This is a genomic window from Streptomyces curacoi (genome assembly GCF_001513975.1).
Taxonomy (GTDB): Bacteria; Actinomycetota; Actinomycetes; order Streptomycetales; family Streptomycetaceae; genus Streptomyces; species Streptomyces curacoi.
This window is the reverse complement of the sequence record NZ_KQ947984.1, coordinates 713,816-733,015: the sequence shown is the minus strand read 5'-3', so window position 1 is coordinate 733,015 and position 19,200 is coordinate 713,816. Positions and strand designations below refer to the sequence as shown.

Annotated in this window: 16 protein-coding genes, 1 pseudogene and 1 riboswitch; of the genes and pseudogenes, 6 read left to right on the top strand and 11 right to left on the bottom strand. The window is 72.0% G+C overall.

Annotated elements, in window-relative coordinates; all coding sequences use genetic code 11:
- Window positions 1-31: 31 nt before the first annotated feature.
- The 5 genes from AQI70_RS03265 to AQI70_RS03245 are packed head-to-tail and all read right to left on the bottom strand — an operon-like array spanning window position 32 to window position 5,534.
- Window positions 32-862 (bottom strand): ECF transporter S component, encoded by an 831-nt coding sequence (locus AQI70_RS03265; protein WP_062143771.1) that lies wholly within the window; start codon window positions 860-862, stop codon window positions 32-34.
- Complete coding sequence (locus tag AQI70_RS03260; RefSeq protein WP_062143768.1) at window positions 859-2,562, bottom strand: ABC transporter ATP-binding protein; 1,704 nt, start codon at window positions 2,560-2,562, stop codon at window positions 859-861. The genes AQI70_RS03265 and AQI70_RS03260 overlap by 4 nt, the downstream gene beginning before the upstream one ends.
- Window positions 2,559-3,644 (bottom strand): energy-coupling factor transporter transmembrane component T, encoded by a 1,086-nt coding sequence (locus tag AQI70_RS03255; RefSeq protein WP_062143765.1) that lies wholly within the window; start codon window positions 3,642-3,644, stop codon window positions 2,559-2,561. Before AQI70_RS03255 ends, AQI70_RS03260 begins: the two co-directional genes overlap by 4 nt.
- Window positions 3,637-4,320: an SCO2322 family protein gene (locus AQI70_RS03250; RefSeq protein WP_062143762.1), complete on the bottom strand. Its 684-nt coding sequence runs from the start codon at window positions 4,318-4,320 to the stop codon at window positions 3,637-3,639. Before AQI70_RS03250 ends, AQI70_RS03255 begins: the two co-directional genes overlap by 8 nt.
- Window positions 4,317-5,534: an SCO2321 family membrane protein gene (locus tag AQI70_RS03245; protein ID WP_062143759.1), complete on the bottom strand. Its 1,218-nt coding sequence runs from the start codon at window positions 5,532-5,534 to the stop codon at window positions 4,317-4,319. The genes AQI70_RS03250 and AQI70_RS03245 overlap by 4 nt, the downstream gene beginning before the upstream one ends.
- Window positions 5,535-5,647: 113 nt before the next feature.
- Window positions 5,648-5,788: riboswitch (cobalamin riboswitch) on the bottom strand.
- Between the two features lie 35 nt (window positions 5,789-5,823).
- Between AQI70_RS03245 and AQI70_RS03240 the strand changes: the two are divergent.
- Window positions 5,824-6,191: pseudogene (locus tag AQI70_RS03240) on the top strand (phosphotransferase family protein); the annotation flags it as partial.
- Between the two features lie 29 nt (window positions 6,192-6,220).
- Here the strand turns inward: AQI70_RS03240 and AQI70_RS03235 are convergent.
- A complete protein-coding gene (locus AQI70_RS03235) occupies window positions 6,221-7,264 on the bottom strand; it encodes a Strvi_7410 family MBL fold metallo-hydrolase (RefSeq protein WP_062143754.1) in 1,044 nt (347 codons plus the stop codon).
- Between the two features lie 80 nt (window positions 7,265-7,344).
- On the bottom strand, window positions 7,345-7,620 hold the full coding sequence (locus AQI70_RS03230; RefSeq protein ID WP_062143752.1) for a hypothetical protein: 276 nt from the start codon (window positions 7,618-7,620) through the stop codon (window positions 7,345-7,347).
- A 117-nt stretch (window positions 7,621-7,737) separates the two neighbouring features.
- Here AQI70_RS03230 and AQI70_RS03225 point away from each other — a divergent pair, with 117 nt between their 5' ends.
- Window positions 7,738-9,195, top strand: a complete 1,458-nt coding sequence (locus AQI70_RS03225; protein ID WP_062143748.1) for an aldehyde dehydrogenase — start codon at window positions 7,738-7,740, stop codon at window positions 9,193-9,195.
- Between the two features lie 3 nt (window positions 9,196-9,198).
- Complete coding sequence (locus AQI70_RS03220; protein ID WP_004001638.1) at window positions 9,199-9,432, top strand: ferredoxin; 234 nt, start codon at window positions 9,199-9,201, stop codon at window positions 9,430-9,432.
- A 257-nt stretch (window positions 9,433-9,689) separates the two neighbouring features.
- Here AQI70_RS03220 and AQI70_RS03215 read toward each other — a convergent pair whose 3' ends face one another.
- Together AQI70_RS03215 and AQI70_RS03210 are read right to left on the bottom strand one after the other, a co-directional pair.
- Window positions 9,690-13,343, bottom strand: a complete 3,654-nt coding sequence (locus tag AQI70_RS03215) for an NACHT domain-containing protein (protein ID WP_159042604.1) — start codon at window positions 13,341-13,343, stop codon at window positions 9,690-9,692.
- Between the two features lie 120 nt (window positions 13,344-13,463).
- On the bottom strand, window positions 13,464-14,084 hold the full coding sequence (locus tag AQI70_RS03210) for a TetR family transcriptional regulator (RefSeq protein ID WP_037889292.1): 621 nt from the start codon (window positions 14,082-14,084) through the stop codon (window positions 13,464-13,466).
- Window positions 14,085-14,294: 210 nt separating this feature from the next.
- On the opposite strand from AQI70_RS03210, the gene AQI70_RS03205 reads away from it, so the two are divergent.
- The 3 genes from AQI70_RS03205 to AQI70_RS03195 all read left to right on the top strand — a co-directional run bounded on the left by AQI70_RS03205 (window position 14,295) and on the right by AQI70_RS03195 (window position 17,759).
- A complete protein-coding gene (locus AQI70_RS03205; protein ID WP_062143742.1) occupies window positions 14,295-15,839 on the top strand; it encodes a glycosyltransferase family 4 protein in 1,545 nt (514 codons plus the stop codon).
- 118 nt (window positions 15,840-15,957) lie between these two features.
- Window positions 15,958-16,692 (top strand): class I SAM-dependent methyltransferase, encoded by a 735-nt coding sequence (locus AQI70_RS03200; RefSeq protein ID WP_004001642.1) that lies wholly within the window; start codon window positions 15,958-15,960, stop codon window positions 16,690-16,692.
- Complete coding sequence (locus tag AQI70_RS03195; RefSeq protein WP_062143739.1) at window positions 16,689-17,759, top strand: prenyltransferase/squalene oxidase repeat-containing protein; 1,071 nt, start codon at window positions 16,689-16,691, stop codon at window positions 17,757-17,759. The genes AQI70_RS03200 and AQI70_RS03195 overlap by 4 nt, the downstream gene beginning before the upstream one ends.
- Window positions 17,760-17,771: 12 nt before the next feature.
- On the opposite strand, the gene AQI70_RS03190 is transcribed toward AQI70_RS03195, so the two are convergent.
- Together AQI70_RS03190 and AQI70_RS03185 are read right to left on the bottom strand one after the other, a co-directional pair.
- Complete coding sequence (locus AQI70_RS03190) at window positions 17,772-18,065, bottom strand: hypothetical protein (protein WP_004001644.1); 294 nt, start codon at window positions 18,063-18,065, stop codon at window positions 17,772-17,774.
- Between the two features lie 55 nt (window positions 18,066-18,120).
- Window positions 18,121-19,131, bottom strand: coding sequence for an LLM class F420-dependent oxidoreductase (locus AQI70_RS03185; protein ID WP_062143736.1), 1,011 nt, complete (start codon window positions 19,129-19,131; stop codon window positions 18,121-18,123).
- Window positions 19,132-19,200: the final 69 nt, after the last annotated feature.

Here is a 19,200-nt window from a genome sequence, read left to right as displayed (position 1 = left end):
ACCGCGCGTCTGACGGTCCGCTTGCGGGCCCTCACCCTGTGGGAGCGTCGAATGTGACCGGGCTCTCGAAGGCCGCCCGGCGGGTGGCGCGGCGCAGCGCCTTGAGGATCGCCGGGCCGAGGGTGACGGCGAGGACGACGGTCACGATGGCCCGGCCCAGGTCCCAGCCGAGCGAGGTGGCCAGGTGGTACGCGGCGAAGCGGGCGAGGTTGGCCAGGGGCCCGGCGTGCGGGTCGGGGGCGAGGGGTGAGCTGCCCGGGGTGAAGTAGGGCCAGCCCTGGAGGTTCATCACCAGGCCGTAGGCGAAGGCGGCGAGGAAGCCGTAGCCGGCCAGCAGGAGCAGCTCGCCCCGGCCGCGCAGCCGGTCCGGGCCCGGCAGCAGCCCGGCGCCCATCGTGAACCAGCCCATCGACAGCATCTGGAACGGCATCCACGGCCCCACCCCGCCCGTGAGCAGGGCGGACGCGAACATCGTCACCGCGCCGAGGACGAACCCGAAGCCGGGGCCGAGGACCCGGCCGCTGAGCACCATCAGGAAGAACATCGGCTCGATGCCGGCCGTCCCGGCGCCGAGGGGGCGCAGGGCGGCGCCGGTCGCCGCCAGGACGCCCAGCATCGCCACCGCCTTCGGGCCGAGCCCGGACTCGGAGATCGTCGCCCCGACGACGGCGACCAGCAGCAGAAGCAGACAGGTGAAGAACCAGGGGGCGTCCTGGGCATGGGCGCTCGCCTGCGCGGTGGGCGGGGACAGGAAGGGCCGGCCGAGCGCGGCGACGCCGACCGCGCTGACCAGCACGAGGGCGGTGAGGGAGCGGGGGCCCAGGCGGACGGCTCGGGCTTGAGGAGTGGAGTCCCCGGTCATGCCAGGGCCTCCCGCACCTCGGCGACCGTGAGCCACCGCTGGGGGGCCAGGATCTTGGTGACCTGCGGGGCGAAGGACGGGGAGGAGACGACGACCTCCGCTGTCGGGCCGTCGGCGATCACCTCGCCCTCGGCGAGCAGGATCACCCGGTGGGCCAGCTCGGCGGCCAGCTCCACGTCATGGGTGGCCAGCACGATGGCATGCCCCTGGGCGGCCAGGTCGCGCAGCAAGGCGACGAGGCGGGCCTTCGCCGCGTAGTCCAGGCCGCGGGTCGGTTCGTCGAGGAGGAGCAGCGGAGGACGGGCGGTCAGCACGACGGCCAGGGCGAGGGTCAGCCGCTGGCCCTCGGAGAGGTCGCGGGGGTGGGCGTCGTCGGCGATGCCCGGGAGCAGCTCGGAGACGAGGGCGCGGCAGGCGCCGGGCGCTGCGCCCGCGTCGGCGTCGGCGGCCGCGCACTCGGCGGCGACCGTGTCGGCGTACAGGAGGTCGCGGGGTTCCTGCGGGACGAGGCCGACACGGCGGACGAGGTCGCGGGGCGGGGTGCGGTGGGGTTCGGCTCCGCCGACGGTGACTGAGCCGGTGGTGGGTGCGACGAGGCCGACCAGGGTGTTGAGGAGGGTGGACTTGCCGGCGCCGTTGCGGCCCATGACGGCGATGGTCTCGCCGGGGGTGACGGTGAGGTCGATGCCGCGCAGGGCGCGGACGCGGTCGCGGGTCACGGCGAGGGCTTGTACTTCGGCTGTGTGGGAGGTTGTGGGGGTGGCGGGGGTGCGCCTGCGTGGGAACCAGCGGCGGTGAGTGGGTGTTTTCGATTGATCGCGGTCACGCGGCGGCAGCCGCAAATCGACCACGGCCCCGCGCCCCTTCAGGGCGTTGTCGTCCCGCCCCTCAAGCTGTTGCCGTAGGTCTGCCGCCCTGCGGCGTGCGTCTCTCACCGTCAGGGGGAGCGGGGACCAGCCCGCCAGGCGGCCGAGGTCGACGACCGGCGGGTACACCGGGGACACGGCCATGATCTCCGCCGGCGTGCCGAGGAGCGGGGCCGCGCCGGGGGACGGGAGCAGGGCGATCCGGTCGGCGTACTGGATGACCCGTTCCAGGCGGTGTTCGGCCATCAGGACCGTCGTGCCGAGGTCGTGGACCAGGCGTTGCAGGACCGCGAGGACCTCTTCCGCGGCGGCCGGGTCCAGCGCCGACGTCGGCTCGTCCAGGACCAGCACCCTGGGGTGCGGGGTGAGGACGGAGCCGATCGCCACGCGCTGCTGCTGGCCGCCGGAGAGGGTGGCGATGGAGCGGTCGCGCAGGCCGGCCAGGCCCAGCAGGTCGAGGGTCTCCTCGACGCGGCGGCGCATCACGTCCGGGGCCAGGCCCAGCGACTCCATGCCGTAGGCCAGTTCGTCCTCCACCGTGTCGGTCACGAAGTGGGAGAGTGGGTCCTGGCCCACCGTGCCCACCACGTCGGCGAGTTCGCGCGGCTTGTGAGTGCGGGTGTCCCGGCCCGCCACCGTGACGCGACCGCGCAGGGTGCCGCCGGTGAAGTGCGGGACGAGGCCGCTGACCGCGCCGAGCACAGTGGACTTGCCGACGCCCGACGGGCCGGCGAGCAGGACGAGTTCGCCCTCGGGGACCTCGAAGTCAACGCCCTGGACGGTGGGTTCGGTGGCGCCGTCGTAGGTCACCGACACGTTCTCGAAGCGGATCACGACGGCTCCTTGGGAGCGGGGCTGCGGGGGGCGGGGCTGACGAAGGCCGGGAGCAGGCCGAGGAGGACGGCCGCCGCGGGCCACAAGGGCAGGGTGGGCGCCACGAGGGGGACCACGCCGGGGTGCAGGGCCGCCGGGTCGCGGGCGGCGGCGAGGGCCAGCAGGGCGGCGACCGCGGCGCCGGAACCGGCGACCAGCCAGGCGCGGGCGTCCCAGCGGTCCGGGCGGTAACGGGTGCGCGGCGTACGGCGACCGCCGAGGCGAAGGCCCGCCAGGGCGGCGGTGAGCCCGGCGAGCAGCACCGGCAGGCCGTAGGTCCCGCCCTCGGCGGTCAGCAGTCCGTACGTTCCCGCGCAGACGCCCAGCAGCCCGCCGAGGGTGAGCGCGGTGGTCGTACGGCGGACGCGGGGCGGGACGTCGGCGGTACGGCCGTAGCCGCGGGCGTCCATCGCGGCGGCGAGGGCGACCGAGCGCTCCAACGCGCCCTCCAGGACCGGGAGTCCGACATGCAGAAGGCCGCGGATGCCGCGGTCGGGGCGGCCGCGCAGCCGGCGGGCGGCGCGCAGACGCTGGACGTCGGCGATCAGGTTCGGGGCGTAGGTGAGGGCCACGACCACCGCCACGCCCATCTCGTACAGGGCGCCGGGGAGGGACTTGAGGAGGCGGGCGGGGTTGGCGAGGGAGTTCGCCGCGCCCACGCAGATGAGGAGGGTGGCCAGCCGCAGGCCGTCGTAGGCGGCGTGCAGGAGGGTCTCGACGGTGACCTTTCCGCCCAGGCGGATGCCCTGCGCCCAGTGCGGGAGGGGGAGTTCGGGGAGGGTGACGATCACGTGCGTGCCGGGGAGGGGGGAGCCGAGTGCCGCCGCGAAGGCCAGGCGGACGAGGAGTACGGCGAGGGCGAGTCTGACGAAGGCGGTGTAGGAGCGGGCCCAGGGGGTGTCGGGGCGGCAGGCCGCCACTACATAGGCCGAGGTTGCTATGAGCAGGGCCAGGAGGAGGGGGTTGGTGGTGCGGGTGGCCGCGGTGCCGAGGGCGAGGGACCACAGCCACCAGGCGCCCGGGTGCAGTCCGCAGTTACCCATGCCGGCGTCGGCGTGCCTGCCACAGTGCCGCCGCTCCCAGTACCGCCACGACGGCGATCCCCGCCATCAGCCCCACGGACGGGCCGTTGTCCGACTCGGTGTCCTCGGCGCCGGTCGTCGGCTTCTCCTCCTTCTCCTCCTTCTCCTTTCCCGTCTCCTCTCCCGACGTCTGCTCCTCGCTCACCTGCTCCCCGCACCCCTGCTCCGGATACCCCGCGATCGCGCACAGCAGGGCGTTGGTGTCGTACCGCAAGGGCTTGGCCGCCGCGGCGAGCGCCTCTGCCGTCGTGGCGTCGGTGGCCACTCGCGCGCATGCCGTACGCCGAGCCGGTGGCGTCTCGCCCGCCGGGGCATCGGCCGTCGTGCCGAAGTCGATGACGAGAGCCACCCGCTTCTTGCCGTCCTGCGCAGGCGTCCTCGCGCAGATCACCTGGAAGGCGGCCGCTCCCCTCGGCTGTGCCGCGTTGCCCGAGTCCTCGCTCACCGCGAAGCGGAAGCCCTGGACGTCGCCGTCGGAGGGGCGGGCGGTGGCGGGGCCCTGGGTCGCGTACGTCCACTTGTCGCCGTCGCGGTCCCAGAAGGACCAGTAGCGGTAGCCGGCCGCCTGGGCGGTCTGGGCCGCGCCCGTCAGGAGGACCAGGGCGGCCAGGAGGAGGGTGACGACGCGGCGGATCACTGCCGTCCGCCCTTGTTGCGGCCGCTCAGCAGGAAGCCGATGCCGATGCCCACGACCAGGAAGACGCCGATGTACCACCAGGCGCCGAAGGAGTTGTCGTCCTCCTCCTGCTTGTCCGCGGCCTTGTCCGCCGCCTTCTGGGGTGCCGGGCCCGTCGCGTTGAGCTGCTCGACCAGGTTCGTGCCGCCGAAGTCCCGCGGGTCGGCGCCCGCCGCGTCGGCGGCGAGGATCAGCTGGGCGTAGGCGGCGGGGCCGCTCTGCTTCGCCCAGGTCACGGCGTTCTTCTCCAGCCACCGCAGGGGCTTTTGGGCTGCCGACTCACCACCCTGTACGGCGAGCGCGACGACCGCGTCCGCGGTGTTGCCGTAGTCGGGCTGGTCCTCGGCGCCGGCGAGGGCGGACCTCAGGTGGCCGTCCTTGTCGAGTGCCTTGCCGAGGTACGCGGCGCCGTTGGCCGCGGCCTGCCGCGGGGAGAGAGGGGAGCCATCGGCGCAGGCCGCCTCCGCCTTGTCGCCTGCCCTCGCCGTCAGCATGCCCTGGCCCAGCGCGCCGACGACGGCCGCCGCCGTCGCGTCCGCGTTGGCGGACAACTTGCCCTTCTTGTCGGGCTGGTAGGCGAAGGCGCCGCCCTTCGCGCACGGCAGGGCGAGCTTGAGCAGGGCGTCGTAGGGCGACTTGCCGTCCTTGCGGACCTCGGCGGGGTCGGTGCCGACGGCGTTGAGCGCGCCGATCACGACCGAGGTCGAGTTGGCGTCGCTGGCCCCGCCGGGCGTGTACCCCCAGCCGCCGTCCTTGTTCTGCACCGACTTCAGCCAGGTCACCGCCTTCGCGACCTCGGTGTCGTGCTCGCCGACCGCGGCCAGGCCCTGAACGGCGATGGCCGTGCTGTTGGTGTCCACCATGACCTTGGCGTCGCACGCCTTGGACGGGGCGGCGCGAAATGCCGCGAATGCACCGTTGGTGCACTGCTGTCCGGTCAGCCAGTCGATCGCCTCGGCGGCGGGCTCCAACTCCATCCGGTTCTGCGCGATGAGTGCGAGGGACTGACGCCACACCCCGTCGTACGTCGGGTCGGCGTCGCCGTACAGCCCGGCGGGGATCGTCACGGACGGCGACGGGGACGGGGAGGAGTCGGCGGCGACTGCGGGCGTGGCAGCGGCCGTGCCGATCACGGCGGCGGCGGCCAGGGCCGCGGCGCTGCGGCGGACGTACATGATCGGCGGGTGCCCTTCCCTAGGGGGAGCCGGGCAGCACAGGGGAGACCCCCGGGCGGCTCGGCTCCGTACCTCGACGGTGCCGTGCGCCGGCCGGTTGCCGGTGCACGTGAGCCGGTCACAAGACCCGTGCGGGGCGATCCGGCTTGCCATGGGTGGCTCACGGTTGCGGGTCAGCGCCGGATTTGCACCGGCTTCCCCCCGTACGGGTGTGATGACGACGCCGACACTCTACCCGGCCGTAACCGAACCCCTGAGAGCCGCCTGTACGGACGGGTGGGTTCGGGCCATGGCTGAGGGGACCGTGGGGAGACTGCTCGGGTCGGGGCGTACCGCCGACGTCTACGAGCTCGACGAGGCGTGGGTGCTGCGCCGCTACCGGGACGGTACGGGGACGCGCTCGCCGAGGGGGCGATGGGCGCGCGGGAGGCGGGCGGCATCCTGGCCCGCCTGCCGCGGCAGCTGCACGGCGTCCCCGCACGCCGATCGCAGGGCTCGGTGCTGCACCTGGACCTGCATCCGGACAACGTCACCCTCACGCCCGACGGCCCGTACGTGATCGACTGGGACAACGCACGGGACGGCGACCCCGGACTGGACTGGGGCTCCTCCGCCGTGATCCTCGCCCAGGTCGCCGTGGGCGACGGCCCCCTCGCCGAACAGTTGATCCGCACGTTCCTGCGCGACTAGCGGTCGGCCCCTTGTACGGCCACGTACGTCACCGGCTCACTGCCCGCCACCGCCTCCGCCCGCCCCAGCTTCACCAGGCGTCGCAGGTGTGACTCGGCCTCGGCGATCGCGATGTTCCGTGAGCCGTACGGGATCTGGTCCCAGGGCCGGTTCCACTCCATGCGCTCGGCGAGCTGCCACGGGGTGAGGGGCTCGGACAGCAGCGCCAGCAGGCCGGTGAGGCGGTCCTCGTGGTGGGTCAGCAACTCCCGTACGCGGGCGGGGGCGTCGGTGAACGCGTGCTGGTGGGCCGGGAGGATCTCGGCGGGGGCGAGGCGGCCGACGCGTTCGAGGGAGTCGAGGTAGTCGCCGAGGGGGTCGGTGACGGTGGTGTCGTCGGGATCCTCGTAGAGGCCGATGTGCGGGGTGATCTCGGGCAGCAGGTGGTCGCCGGAGAACAGGCGGCCGTGGCCCGGAAGCCGGGCCGGGTGGTCCTCCTCCAGGTGGAGGCAGACGTGGCCGGGGGTGTGGCCCGGGGTCCAGATCGCGCGCAGGCGGCGGCCGGGCAGGTCGAGGAGTTCGCCGGGCACGATCTCGCGGTCGGGCGCGGCGGGGGAGAAGCCGGGCAGCGTGCCCGGACGGCGGGCGGCGCGCAGGGGGGCCACGTGCGCGTCGGGGGCGCCGGCCGCCGTGAGCTTGTCCGCCATGTACGAGAACCAGCGCTCGGGGCGGGTGGTGCGGGTCCGCCGTACGATCGCCGCGTCCGCCGCGTGCATCGCGATCCAGGCGCCGGAGGCCTCGCGCACCTTGCCCGACAGACCGTGGTGGTCGGGATGGTGATGGGTGATCACCACGCCGTGGATCTCGGCGGGCGCGGTGCCGCATGCCGTCAGGCCCTCGGCGAGGGCGTCCCAGGACGCCGGGTCGTCCCAGCCGGTGTCGATGAGCACCGGGCCGCGGTCGGTGTCGACGACGTACACGAGGGTGTGGCCGAGCGGGTTGTCAGGGATGGGGACCTGGAGGGACCGGACGCCGCCGCCGTGGTCGTACACCTGCGCCATGGGATCCCCAATCGCCGCGATGCGTTCCGGCCGCCTCGGCCACTATAACTAGAACGCGTTTCGATGGGAGCCCGAGTCATCTACCAGCAGTCCGTCGAGAGCAGGAAGGGGAAGTGCTCGCAGGGGTTCCAGCCCGGCATCTCCTCCGGCTCGACATCCTGAGGGCGGAAGTCCTTCAGGTCCTCCCGGATCTCCTCGTCGCTCCTCGTCTCCCGGTGGACGGACACCCCGTTGCTGCGGCTGACGTCCTCCCAGGCCGAGGCCATCCATACGGCCCCGCAGACCGCCGTCGTCATGGCCGTCCCGAACACGGCCCAGGCCCGCCTGCGCTCACGGCTGCTGCTCGTCGTCCTCACTTGATCAGCGTAGGCGTGAAGTGGTGTGCGCTCCGTGGACTCCGTCGGGTGGAACTGGTATCAGTTCGGTGTATCTGATGGATCGTCAGAGTCAGGCTCCCGGGGAGGCAGTCGGCCATGACCGAGCTCGTGGAACACGGACAGCTGTTCATCGGCGGGGAGTTGACCGACCCCCTGGGCGCGGACGTCATCGAGGTGGTCTCACCGCACACGGAAGAGGTCATCGGACGCGTGCCGCACGCCTCACCGGCCGACGTCGACCGGGCGGTCGCGGTGGCGCGGCAGGCGTTCGACGAAGGTCCCTGGCCGCGGATGTCGCTCGACGAGCGCATCGAGGTCGTCACCCGCATCAAGGACGGAATCGCCCTGCGGCACGAGGAGATCGCCCGTGTGATCTCCTCCGAGAACGGCTCCCCGTACTCCTGGAGCGTCCTCGCGCAGGCGCTCGGCGCGATGATGGTGTGGGACGCGGCGATGACGGTCGCGCGGAACTTCACGTACGAGGAGCGGCGCGACGGCGTGCTGGGGAAGATCCTGGTGCGGCGGGAGCCGGTCGGCGTCGTCGCGGCCGTCGTCCCCTGGAACGTCCCGCAGTTCGTCGCCGCCGCCAAGCTCGCACCCGCGCTGCTCACCGGCTGCACGGTGGTGCTCAAGCCGTCTCCGGAATCGCCGCTGGACGCCTATCTGCTGGCGGAGATCGCGAAGGACGCCGGACTGCCGGAGGGCGTGCTGTCCATCCTCCCGGCGGACCGCGAGGTGAGCGAGTACCTGGTCGGGCATCCGGGCATCGACAAGGTCTCCTTCACCGGCTCGGTGGCCGCGGGCAAGCGCGTGATGGAGGTCGCGGCCCGCAACCTCACCCGCGTGACCCTGGAGCTGGGCGGCAAGTCGGCGGCCGTGGTCCTGCCGGACGCGGACGTCGAGACGACGGTCGCCGGCGTCGTCCCGGCGGCGTGGATGAACAACGGCCAGGCGTGCGTGGCCCAGACCCGCATCCTCCTGCCCCGCACCCGCTACGACGAGTTCGCCGAGGCCTTCGCGGCGGCGGCGGGCGCGCTGGTGGTCGGCGACCCGCTGGACCCGGCGACCCAGGTGGGCCCGCTGGTGGCACGGCGGCAGCAGCGCAGGAACCTCGACTACATCCGCATCGGCCAGGAGGAGGGCGCCAAGATCCTGACGGGTGGCGGACGGCCGCCGGGACTGGAGAAGGGCTGGTACGTCGAGCCGACGCTCTTCGGCGACGTCGACAACTCCATGCGGATCGCGCGGGAGGAGATCTTCGGCCCGGTGATCTGCCTGCTCCCCTACGGCGACGAGTCCGAGGCCGTGAAGATCGCGAACGACTCCGACTACGGTCTGTCCGGCAGCGTCTGGACGGCCGACGTCGAGCACGGCATCGAGATCGCCCGCCGGGTCCGCACCGGCACCTACTCGGTGAACACCTTCAGCCTGGACATGCTGGGCCCGTTCGGCGGCTACAAGAACTCCGGGCTGGGGCGGGAGTTCGGTCCCGAGGGCTACGGCGAGTACCTGGAGCACAAGATGATCCACCTCCCGGCGGGCTGGGAGGGATAGGGGATGGGCGACCGCTGGCACGTCGAGGTCGACCGGTCGGTGTGCATCGGCTCGGCCCAGTGCGTCCACCACGCCCCCGACGGCTTCCGTCTCGACACCGGCCGCCAGTCCCATCCGGCCGACCCGGAGACCGACGCGAACGAGACGATCCTGGCGGCGGCGGAGAACTGCCCGGTGGAGGCGATCGTGATCACGATGCTGGGGAGCGGGGAGCCCGTGTTTCCGCCGGAGGAGTAGCGCCCGAAAAATCCCCTTTCAGGGGGTTTCATTTCTGGGCATAAGTTCTATTCTGGGTATAGGCCTACGGGACGAGTGAGGGAGCCCGAACCGGAGTAGCCGACTCTGGCGGGAAGCGGACAGCTTCCGCTGGGGCCGACATCGACGGTCCGGGCTGAGAGGCCGGAAAGTCGGAAGACCGAGAGGTCTGAAGACCGGAAGGCGACCCCTAACCACCTGATCCGGGTAATACCGGCGCAGGGAACCCGTCTCGTAGGTCATTTGCATGCCCGCCAGGCTTTCTCGACGTCCTCGAACTCTTCGGCGTAGGCGCCCTTCGGGAGCGCGGCGCGCAGGCGGGGGAGGTCGGAGGGGCGGAGGAGACCGAAGGCCGCGGGTGGGAGGGCGGCGAGGATCTTCGGGGTGTGGGTGGTCAGCCAGTCGTCCAGGCCCAGTTCTGCTGCGAGGCGGAGGAGGTCTATGAGGGCTGTGGGGTGGGTGGTGGCTGCATGGGGGAGGTCGAGGCTTTCGAGAACGAGGTCGAAGTGGCGGGCGGCCGGGCCACGCCGGGAACCGCGCCAGCGCCAGGTGTGGGTGGAGTGGCTCAGGCGAGTCAGCTCAAGGAGGCTTTCCAGGCGGTCGTTGTCGTCGAGGATCACGTGGACGTGGCCGAGAGGCTCCGCCAGGCGGGGGCTTCCACGGTCCAGGGCGTGGCGGAGGAAATCCAGAAGTGTCTGGTACACGGCCCCGGTGAAGGCCGCCGGATCGTCCCCGTATGCGATGCGCAGCTCCTCGATCATGTCAGCAAGGGCTTCGTCGCTGAAAGCGGGCGCATCGTGGACCAGCTGACGCATCACGGCTTCCAAATAGGGGCTGCGCTCCGCCCTCTCCAGCGTGGAGAGGTAGCCCAGACACTGCAAGTACTGGCCGGGTAGTTCCACGGAGTCGTACACGTCGTACGTCAGCAGGTTGATCAGCGCTTGCGCTGCCGAGTGGTACAGCATGCCGGGCTCGGGCCTGAAGGAGTGCAGGGCACTCGGCAGCTGGAGCAGCATCGGGTAGCTGATATGCAGCAGATGCTCGACGTCACGATCGCCCACGAATCGGGTCTGCCTGATCAGATCCGGGACGGACGTGTCGGAAAGACGCTCCTCCAGCCGATACGACATCGCTCTGGAGGCCCTCGGCGGGCCCACCCCCAGTGACCAGTTCAGCGCATGGTCGACCAGCGGCGCCGGACGCGTGGTGAGGCGGAGGTCCGGCTCTTCCTCTTGGTCCGCCGTCGGGTTCGGCCTCCAGCAGCGTTCGGGGTTGAGGGTCGAAGTCACCGTCGCCCAGGACCCGACGGACAACTGCGCCTGCCACCCCAGGGCATGCCTGCGCCACTCGGCCGTGGGGGCGAGCGCGTCGCCGAAGAGCTCCGACGCGAACACCTCGCCCACCGCCAGCACCGCGATCAGCACGAGGTTCACCTCGTACACCGCCTCCCGGTACCTCCTGCGCAGCCGGACCGGGGCGTACGCCACCTCGGTACGGTGCTCGGGGTCCCAGGAGGCCGCGCGGAACAGGCTGAGGAGCGCGGGCACCAGGTCACTCCGCGCACGGTTCGCCGGCCATGCCGCCAGCATGTCCCCCAGGTTCTGCACCAGCTGTGCCCGGTCCGTGAGCGGGGCGAAGGACAGCAACGCGTACAACTCGCCGTCGTCCCAGGGGCTGCTGCCTTGACTGACGAGCCGTCGCAACGCTCCCTCGACCAGCCGGGCAGCGAGATGCTCGCCGAAGGTCGCGTGCATGAACTCGTAGCTGCGGAGCCGCTCCTCCGTGACGATGGCCTGCGCCTCGTGCACGAAGAAGAACCGGCCGAACAGCAACCCGCAGGCGTCATCCGCCTCGCCGAGCGCCCGCAGATCCCGGTGGGCCTCCTCCCCGCTGATGGACTGGGCGCCGCGATGGAACATGGACAGCGCGATCACGGACAGCCGGTGCAGCTCGCGGCTCACGGCCGTGGTCGCCTCGGCCGGGGGCAGCGGGCCGTCCTTGTCGACCTGGCGGCGGACGAACTCCCGCAGCAGCTGGTCGTACAGCTCGGTGCGGGTGATGTCCCTGTCCCGCAGGAGATGGAGGGCGTTGCCGACCGCGTCGTACAGCGCCAGCATGAGCAACAGCAGGGGCTGGGCCGCCAGGTCACGGTGCGGGAGGACGACCTCCGGTGTGAGCGGCCGCAGTCCGTTTCGGGTGAAGTACCCCGCGTTCGTGGTGTTCCAGACGCTGAGCCAGCGCTCGATCTCCGCCTCGTCGAAGGGCTCCAGGCGTACCACCTGGCTGGTGCGGGGGATGTCCGCGCGGTCGGCGACCACCGTGCGGCTCGTCACGATCACGATCAGCGGACGGCGCTGCAGTGCCTCGCGCTTCTGGAACTCCTCGACCTCCCGCAAGTAGCCCCACTGACGCGACTGACCCAGCTTCTGCGCGCCTGCCTGGAGCAGTTCGTCGAAGCCGTCCAGCAGGACCACCGGGATCGGGCCGGATTCCTCCTCCGACCAGTCCGGCCAGCTCACCTCCCGTCCTGTACGGCGTTTGAGTGCGTGCTCCAGCTGCGCCTGTACGCCCGTCTCGGCCGGCGTGTGCCGTAACTCCACCCGGAGCGTGCGGAACTCACGGGCCGGGAGCCGGGCCGTCAGCAGCTTCGTGAGCAGTGACTTGCCGGCGCCGGGGTGGCCGAGGACGACGAGCGGTGCCAGCAGGGCGGGGAGGCCGAGAAGGTGCTCGGCGAGGAAGCGCTCGATGTCGTCGTGCAGAGGCTGCTCGTCCCACCACTTGTCCGAGGCGATCCCGGGCCGTGCGTCCCGGGACGCGGCGGCGAGACGGAAGCGGGGGGTGATGTAACCGTCGGCGAGGCTGGGAAGCCGGGGACCAGGGGAGTCGAGAGGGGCGATCGGGCTGCGTAGGAGCGCCCCCTCGGGTGCGAGGGCCCCCTCGGGCGCGGGGAGTCCGTCGCCGTTCGCGAACTCCGAGAGGATCCGTCCGAGTTCCGCCAGACCGGTGGTGGGCGCGCCGCTCAGCTCGACGCCCGGGAGGCCTGCCCCCAGCGCGAACTCCGGGCAGGACCGGGCCAGCGGAGTGGCCAGCCGCACATAGTCGTTGACGATCTGCAACGGGACGTAGTCCGGGCCGCCGTCGCCGCGGTCCGCCAGCGCGGGCGTGTGCGCGGCGTGCCCGCCCTCGGTCAGGCCATAGACCAGGGCGCCGAACTCAGTAGGGTCGTGGTTCATCGCCGCAGCAGCCGCCACCAGCACCACTCGGGCGGCCTGGATCAGGGCGGCGCGTGCGACACCGCGGGCCGCTCGCACGCGCTCCGGGAAGTGCGCCAGCAGATCACTCAGGACCTGGCGTTCGAGGCGCCCGTCCTGCGGCCGGGTCATCACCCTGTCCACGATGGCCTTCGTCCTCACGCGCCCGTCGGTCAGCCAGCGCACCGCCTCCTCGACGCTCATACCGGCGACCGCCGTCGCGTCGAGCGTCAGGGGCAGGCTCACTACCTCGGGCGGGGTGACCGGCGCGAGAGGGCGTTCGACCGGTGCGGGAGGGCGTTCGACCGGCGTGGGAGGGCGCTCGCCCCGTCCCCGCGTCGCTTCCGCCGTGCGCTCCAGCTCCGCGTGCCGGCTCTTCCACCACTCAAGGTCCACAGGCATGCCCGCAGGCGGCTGCTTCGACACCCGCCGCCACTCGGCCGCGCACAGCCCGACGATCGTCTCGACGACGTGCCACTCCGGCACCCTCCGCCGCCGCCCGCTCAGCAGCTCGGAGACCGAGCTGGTGCCGTGCCGCCCGAGGGCCTCGGCGATCTTTCGCTGCGATACGCGGCAGGTGCGCACAAGAAGGCCCAGCGCCCTGCAGAAGTCCGCGACCGGACCCCCCGTCGGTGCGGCCAACTCCCCAACCCCTTCGGTGCGGTTCGGCGAATGACTCCGAGGGTACGGCCCGACCTGCGCGTTCCGCGCGGACTTCGGGTGCGTGGGGTCAGGCCGGAAGGGCCCGGCGGGTCTCAGAGGCTACGAGTCGGCCTCCGGTGCCGTCAGGTCGATCAACCGGCACACCGTCTCGATGTCGATCTTCACCTGGGCGATCGAGGCCCGGCCCGAGAGCCAGGTGATCAGAGCCGAGTGCCAGGTGTGCTCGATGACGCGGACGGCGGAGAGCTGCTCGGGCGTCGGGTTCTCCAGGCCCATCGCGTCCAGGACGATCGCCGTCGTCTGCCGGGAGACCTGGTCGACCTCGGGCGAGACGCTCCGGTCGGCGAAGGTCAGGGCCCGGACCATGGCGTCGGCCAGGTGCGGCTCGCGCTGCAGCGCGCGGAAGGCGCGCATCAGCGTCTCCGCCACCCGCTCCGCCGCCGTCGCCCCCTGCGGCGGCTTCTTCCGCAGCGTGCCGTGCATGTGCTCCAACTGGTCCTGCATCGTGGCGACCAGCAGATGGACCTTGGACGGGAAATAGCGGTACAGCGTGCCGAGCGCCACCTGCGAGGACTCCGCGACCTCCCGCATCTGTACGGCGTCGAAACCACCCCGGCTGGCGAGCTGCGCGCTGGCGTGCAGGATGCGCCGACGGCGGGCCTCCTGCCGCTCGGTGAGGGGTGGGGAGGCGGGGAGCGCGCTACTCGGTTCCGCAGGCATGGATCCCGTTCCGTGACAGTCGGTGAGGGTGAGTGACCGGACAGAGCATGCCAGGGCGTCGGCCGTGGCGTGAATCACCTGATCCATCGCTCACAGCGGCGCTACCTGCCGGTAGATTCAGAGCCTCTTGAACGATCAAGTCTGAAACTTGTTCTAGATTAGCGTCCCGGCGTAACCTCGCGGGACAGTGCAGGGAGAAGGGGGCCAAGAGTGACCGCTGAGGCCAGGGAGGCCGGGTCCCCGAAGGATCCGGCCGCCGACGGCGAGCGACCGCTCGACATCGCGCTTCTCACCTATAAAGGGAACCCGTTCTGTGGCGGCCAGGGCGTCTACGTACGTCACCTCTCCCGCGAGCTGGCCCGCCTCGGCCACCGCGTCGAGGTCATCGGCTCCCAGCCCTACCCCGTCCTCGACGAGGGCGAGGACAGCGCCGGCCGCCTGAGCCTCACCGAGCTCCCCAGCCTCGACCTGTACCGCCAGCCCGACCCGTTCCGCACCCCGAAGCGTGACGAGTACCGCGACTGGATCGACGCGCTGGAAGTGGCGACCATGTGGACCGGCGGCTTCCCCGAGCCGCTGACCTTCTCGCTGCGCGCCCGCCGCCATCTGCGGGCCCGGCGCGGCGAGTTCGACGTCGTCCACGACAACCAGACGCTGGGCTACGGCCTGTTGGGCGACGTCGGCGCCCCCCTCGTCACCACCATCCACCACCCCATCACCGTCGACCGCCAGTTGGAACTGGACGCGGCCGAGGGCTGGCAGCGGCGGATGTCCGTACGCCGGTGGTACGCCTTCACCCGCATGCAGAAGCGCGTGGCGCGCCGCCTGCCGTCGGTGCTGACCGTCTCGGGTACCTCCCGCGCGGAGATCGTCGACCACCTCGGCGTACGACAGGACCGTATCCACGTGGTCCACATCGGCGCGGACACCGATCTTTTCTCGCCGGATCCTTCGGTACGGCGGATCCCGGGCCGGATCGTCACGACCTCCAGCGCCGACGTCCCGCTGAAGGGCCTGGTCTTCCTCGTCGAGGCGCTGGCCAAGGTCCGCACCGAGCACCCCGACGCCCACCTGGTCGTCGTCGGCAAGCGGCCCACGGAGGGGCCGGTCGCGCAGGCCGTCGAACGGTACGGCCTCGAAGGCGCCGTCGAGTTCGTCAAGGGCATCTCCGACGCGGAGCTCGTCGACCTGGTGCGCTCGGCGCAGGTGGCCTGCGTGCCGTCGCTGTACGAGGGCTTCTCCCTGCCGGCCGCCGAGGCCATGGCCACGGGGACGCCGCTGGTCGCCACGACCGGCGGGGCGATTCCCGAGGTCGCCGGGAGGGACGGCGAGACGTGTCTGGCGGTGCCGCCGGGGGACTCCGGGGCGCTGGCCGCCGGGCTGAGCCGGCTGCTGGGGGACGAGGAACTGCGGGCACGGCTGGGTGCGGCCGGGCGTGAGCGGGTCCTGCGACACTTCACCTGGGCGCGTGCCGCCGAGGGAACGGTGGCCCGGTACCGCGAGGCCATAGCCCGGTCCGCGGGCGCCGACCGCCCCGCGCTCCCCACTCCCGGCCGCTCCGCTGCCTCGTCAGGTACCTCCCGGGCGACGACGGCCGACGCGGCGGGGAGATCCGAGGCCGCGGAGATGCCCGAGGCCGCGAGGGCCGACGAGGCGCCGCGCGTGCGCGATGGTGCGCAGGCCGACGAGGCGCCGCGCGTGTACGAGGGCGCGAAGGCCGGTGAACCCGCGCGTGTGACCGAGGCCGCCCAATGACCGGCGCCCACACGACCGCGGACACCCAGCACTCCCGTCGTTCCGACCGCTCCCGTCGTTCCGACCGCTCCGACCGCCCCCACCGCTCCAACCGTTCCGACCGCGAAAGCAGGCCCACGTGCTGACCGTCGACTTCTCCCGGTTCCCGCTCGCCCCGGGCGACCGCGTCCTGGATCTCGGCTGCGGTGCCGGACGGCACGCGTTCGAGTGCTACCGGCGCGGCGCCCAGGTCGTGGCGCTGGACCAGAACGGTGAGGAGATCCGCGAGGTCGCGAAGTGGTTCGCGGCGATGAAGGAGGCGGGGGAGGCCCCCGAGGGTGCCACCGCGACGGCGATGGAGGGCGACGCGCTGGCCCTGCCCTTCCCGGACGAGTCCTTCGACGTCGTGATCATCTCCGAGGTGATGGAGCACATCCCGGACGACAAGGGCGTCCTCGCCGAGATGGTGCGGGTACTGAAGCCCGGCGGCCGGATCGCCATCACCGTCCCCCGCTACGGCCCCGAGAAGGTCTGCTGGGCACTGTCCGACGAGTACCACGAGGTCGAGGGCGGCCACATCCGCATCTACAAGGCGGACGAGCTGCTGGCGAAGATCCGCGAGGCCGGCCTCAAGCCCTACGGCACCCACCACGCCCACGCCCTGCACTCCCCCTACTGGTGGCTGAAGTGCGCGTTCGGCGTCGACAACGACAAGGCCCTGCCGGTGCGGGCATACCACAAGCTGCTGGTCTGGGACATCATGAAGAAACCGCTGGCCACCCGGGTCGCCGAGCAGGCGCTGAACCCGCTGATCGGCAAGAGCTTCGTGGCCTACGCGACCAAGCCCCACCTCCCCCGGGTGGACGCCAAGTGACGACCCCCCGGACAGAACACCTCGTCCTGCCCGGGGTCCTCACCGCCGAGCAGGCCGCCGCGACCGTCGCGGGGATCCTCGCCGTACAGCGGGAGGACGGGGCGATCCCGTGGTTCCGTGGGCACCACCTCGACCCGTGGGACCACGTCGAGGCGGCGATGGCGCTGGACGCGGCGGGCGAGCACGCGGCAGCGGAGCGGGCGTACACCTGGCTGGCGCGGCACCAGAACGACGACGGCTCCTGGTACGCGGCCTACGCGGACGGGGCCTTCGACGACGTCACCGACACCGGGCGCGAGACCAACTTCGTCGCCTACATAGCCGTAGGGGTCTGGCACCACTACCTCTCCACCGGCGACGACACGTTCCTGGACCGCATGTGGCCGTCCGTCCACGCGGCGATCGAGTTCGTCCTCGGACTCCAGCAGCCGGGCGGGCAGATCGGCTGGCGGCGGGACGAGGACGGCACGGCGACGGCGGACGCGCTGCTGACCGGTTCCTCCTCGATCCACCACGCGCTGCGGTGCGCGCTGGCGATCGCCGAGCAGCGTGAGGAGCCGCAGCCGGACTGGGAGCTGGCGGTCGGGGCGCTGCGGCACGCGATCCGGCGCCACCCGGAGCGGTTCCTGGACAAGGACCGCTACTCGATGGACTGGTACTACCCGGTGCTGGGCGGGGCCTTGACGGGCGCCGAGGCCAAGTCCCGTACGGAGGAAGGCTGGGACCGCTTCGTCGTGCCCGGGCTCGGGGTGCGGTGTGTCGTCCCCAACCCGTGGGTGACCGGGGGCGAGTCGGCCGAACTCGCCCTGGCGCTCTGGGCGATGGGCGAGTCCGACCGGGCGCTGGAGATCCTCCAGTCGATCCAGCACCTGCGGGATCCGGAGAGCGGCCTGTACTGGACGGGGTACGTCTTCGAGGACGACGCCATCTGGCCGCGGGAGCTGACCACGTGGACGGCGGGGTCGTTGCTGCTGGCCGTTGCCGCGCTGGGCGGCCACGAGGCCACCTGCCAGGTGTTCGGCGGCGAGGAGCTGCCGAGGGGGCTGGACCCGGACTGCTGCGGCTGAGACGCGAGGGCCTCAGTGCCGGTGCACGCGGTTGGCGATGGCGTGACCCACGAACAGGTAGACCACCGCCGCCAGCCCGTACCCGGCCACGACCCTCGCCCACGCCTCGTCGAACGTGAACAGGTCGTGGGACCAGCCCGCCAGCCAGCGCGCCGCGTCATGGACGAACTGCACGAAGTCGTTCGCGCGGTTGGCGTCCAGCAGGTACATCAGGATCCACAGACCCAGGATCAGGGCCATGATGTCGGCCACGATCGCGATGACCGTGCCGGCCTGGTTCGCACCGTTGCGATATCGAGGGGACATGCCCTTCGGGTAGCCCTGGAAGCCTGGATGAAACCGGGTCGGGCGGACGGGCCGCTCAGGAGTTGAGCTCGGCGAGCACCCGCAGGGTGTGCCGGTCCGGTGCCAGCGCCAGCAGATCCGTCACCGGCCCCTTGCGCCACAACTCCAGCCGCTCGGCGATGCGTTCGCGCGGCCCGACCAGTGAGATCTCGTCGGCGAAGGCGTCGGGGACGGCGCGGACGGCCTCCTCCCGGTGCCCGTCCAGGAACAGCCGCTGAATCCGGCGGGCCTCCTCCTCGTACCCCATGCGGGCCATGAGATCGGCGTGGAAGTTGCGGGCCGCGTGGCCCATGCCGCCGATGTAGAAGCCGAGCATGGCCTTGACGGGGAGCAGCCCCGCGGAGAGGTCGTCGCAGACCTGGACGCGGGCCATGGGGGCGACGAGGAAGCCCTGCGGGAGGTCGCGCACCGCGTCGCCGTACGCCTCGGGCCTGCTCGGCGACCAGTACAACGGCAGCCAGCCGTCGGCGATCCGGATGGTCTGGGCGACGTTCTTGGGACCCTCGGCGCCCAGCAGGACGGGCAGGTCGGGCCGGAGGGGATGCGTGATCGGCTTCAGGGCCTTGCCGATGCCGGTGGCGTCCGGGCCGCGGTAGGGGTGGGCGTGGAAACGCCCGGCGAGCTCGACCGGCGCCCGCCGCGTGAGGACTTGCCGTACGACATCGACGTACTCGCGCGTGGCGGTCAGCGGTGAGGCGGGGAACGGCCGCCCGTACCACCCCTCCACCACCTGCGGCCCCGACAGCCCGAGCCCCAGCATCATGCGTCCGCCGGACAGGTGGTCGAGGGTGAGGGCGTGCATGGCGGTGGTGGTGGGGGAGCGGGCGGCCATCTGGGCGACGGCCGTACCGAGCTTGATCCTCGACGTCTGCGCGGCGATCCAGGTGAGCGGGGTGAAGGCGTCGGAACCCCAGGACTCGGCGGTCCACACGGAGTCGTAGCCGAGCCGCTCGGCCTCCTGGGCGAGCGGTACGTGGTCCGCCGAGGGGCCGCGGCCCCAGTAACCGAGTGCGAGCCCGAGCCGCATGCCTGCCTCCTGACGGATCGTCAGATCTGCTTCGAGGCTTGCGACTGTACGACGACGGCCCCTCACCGG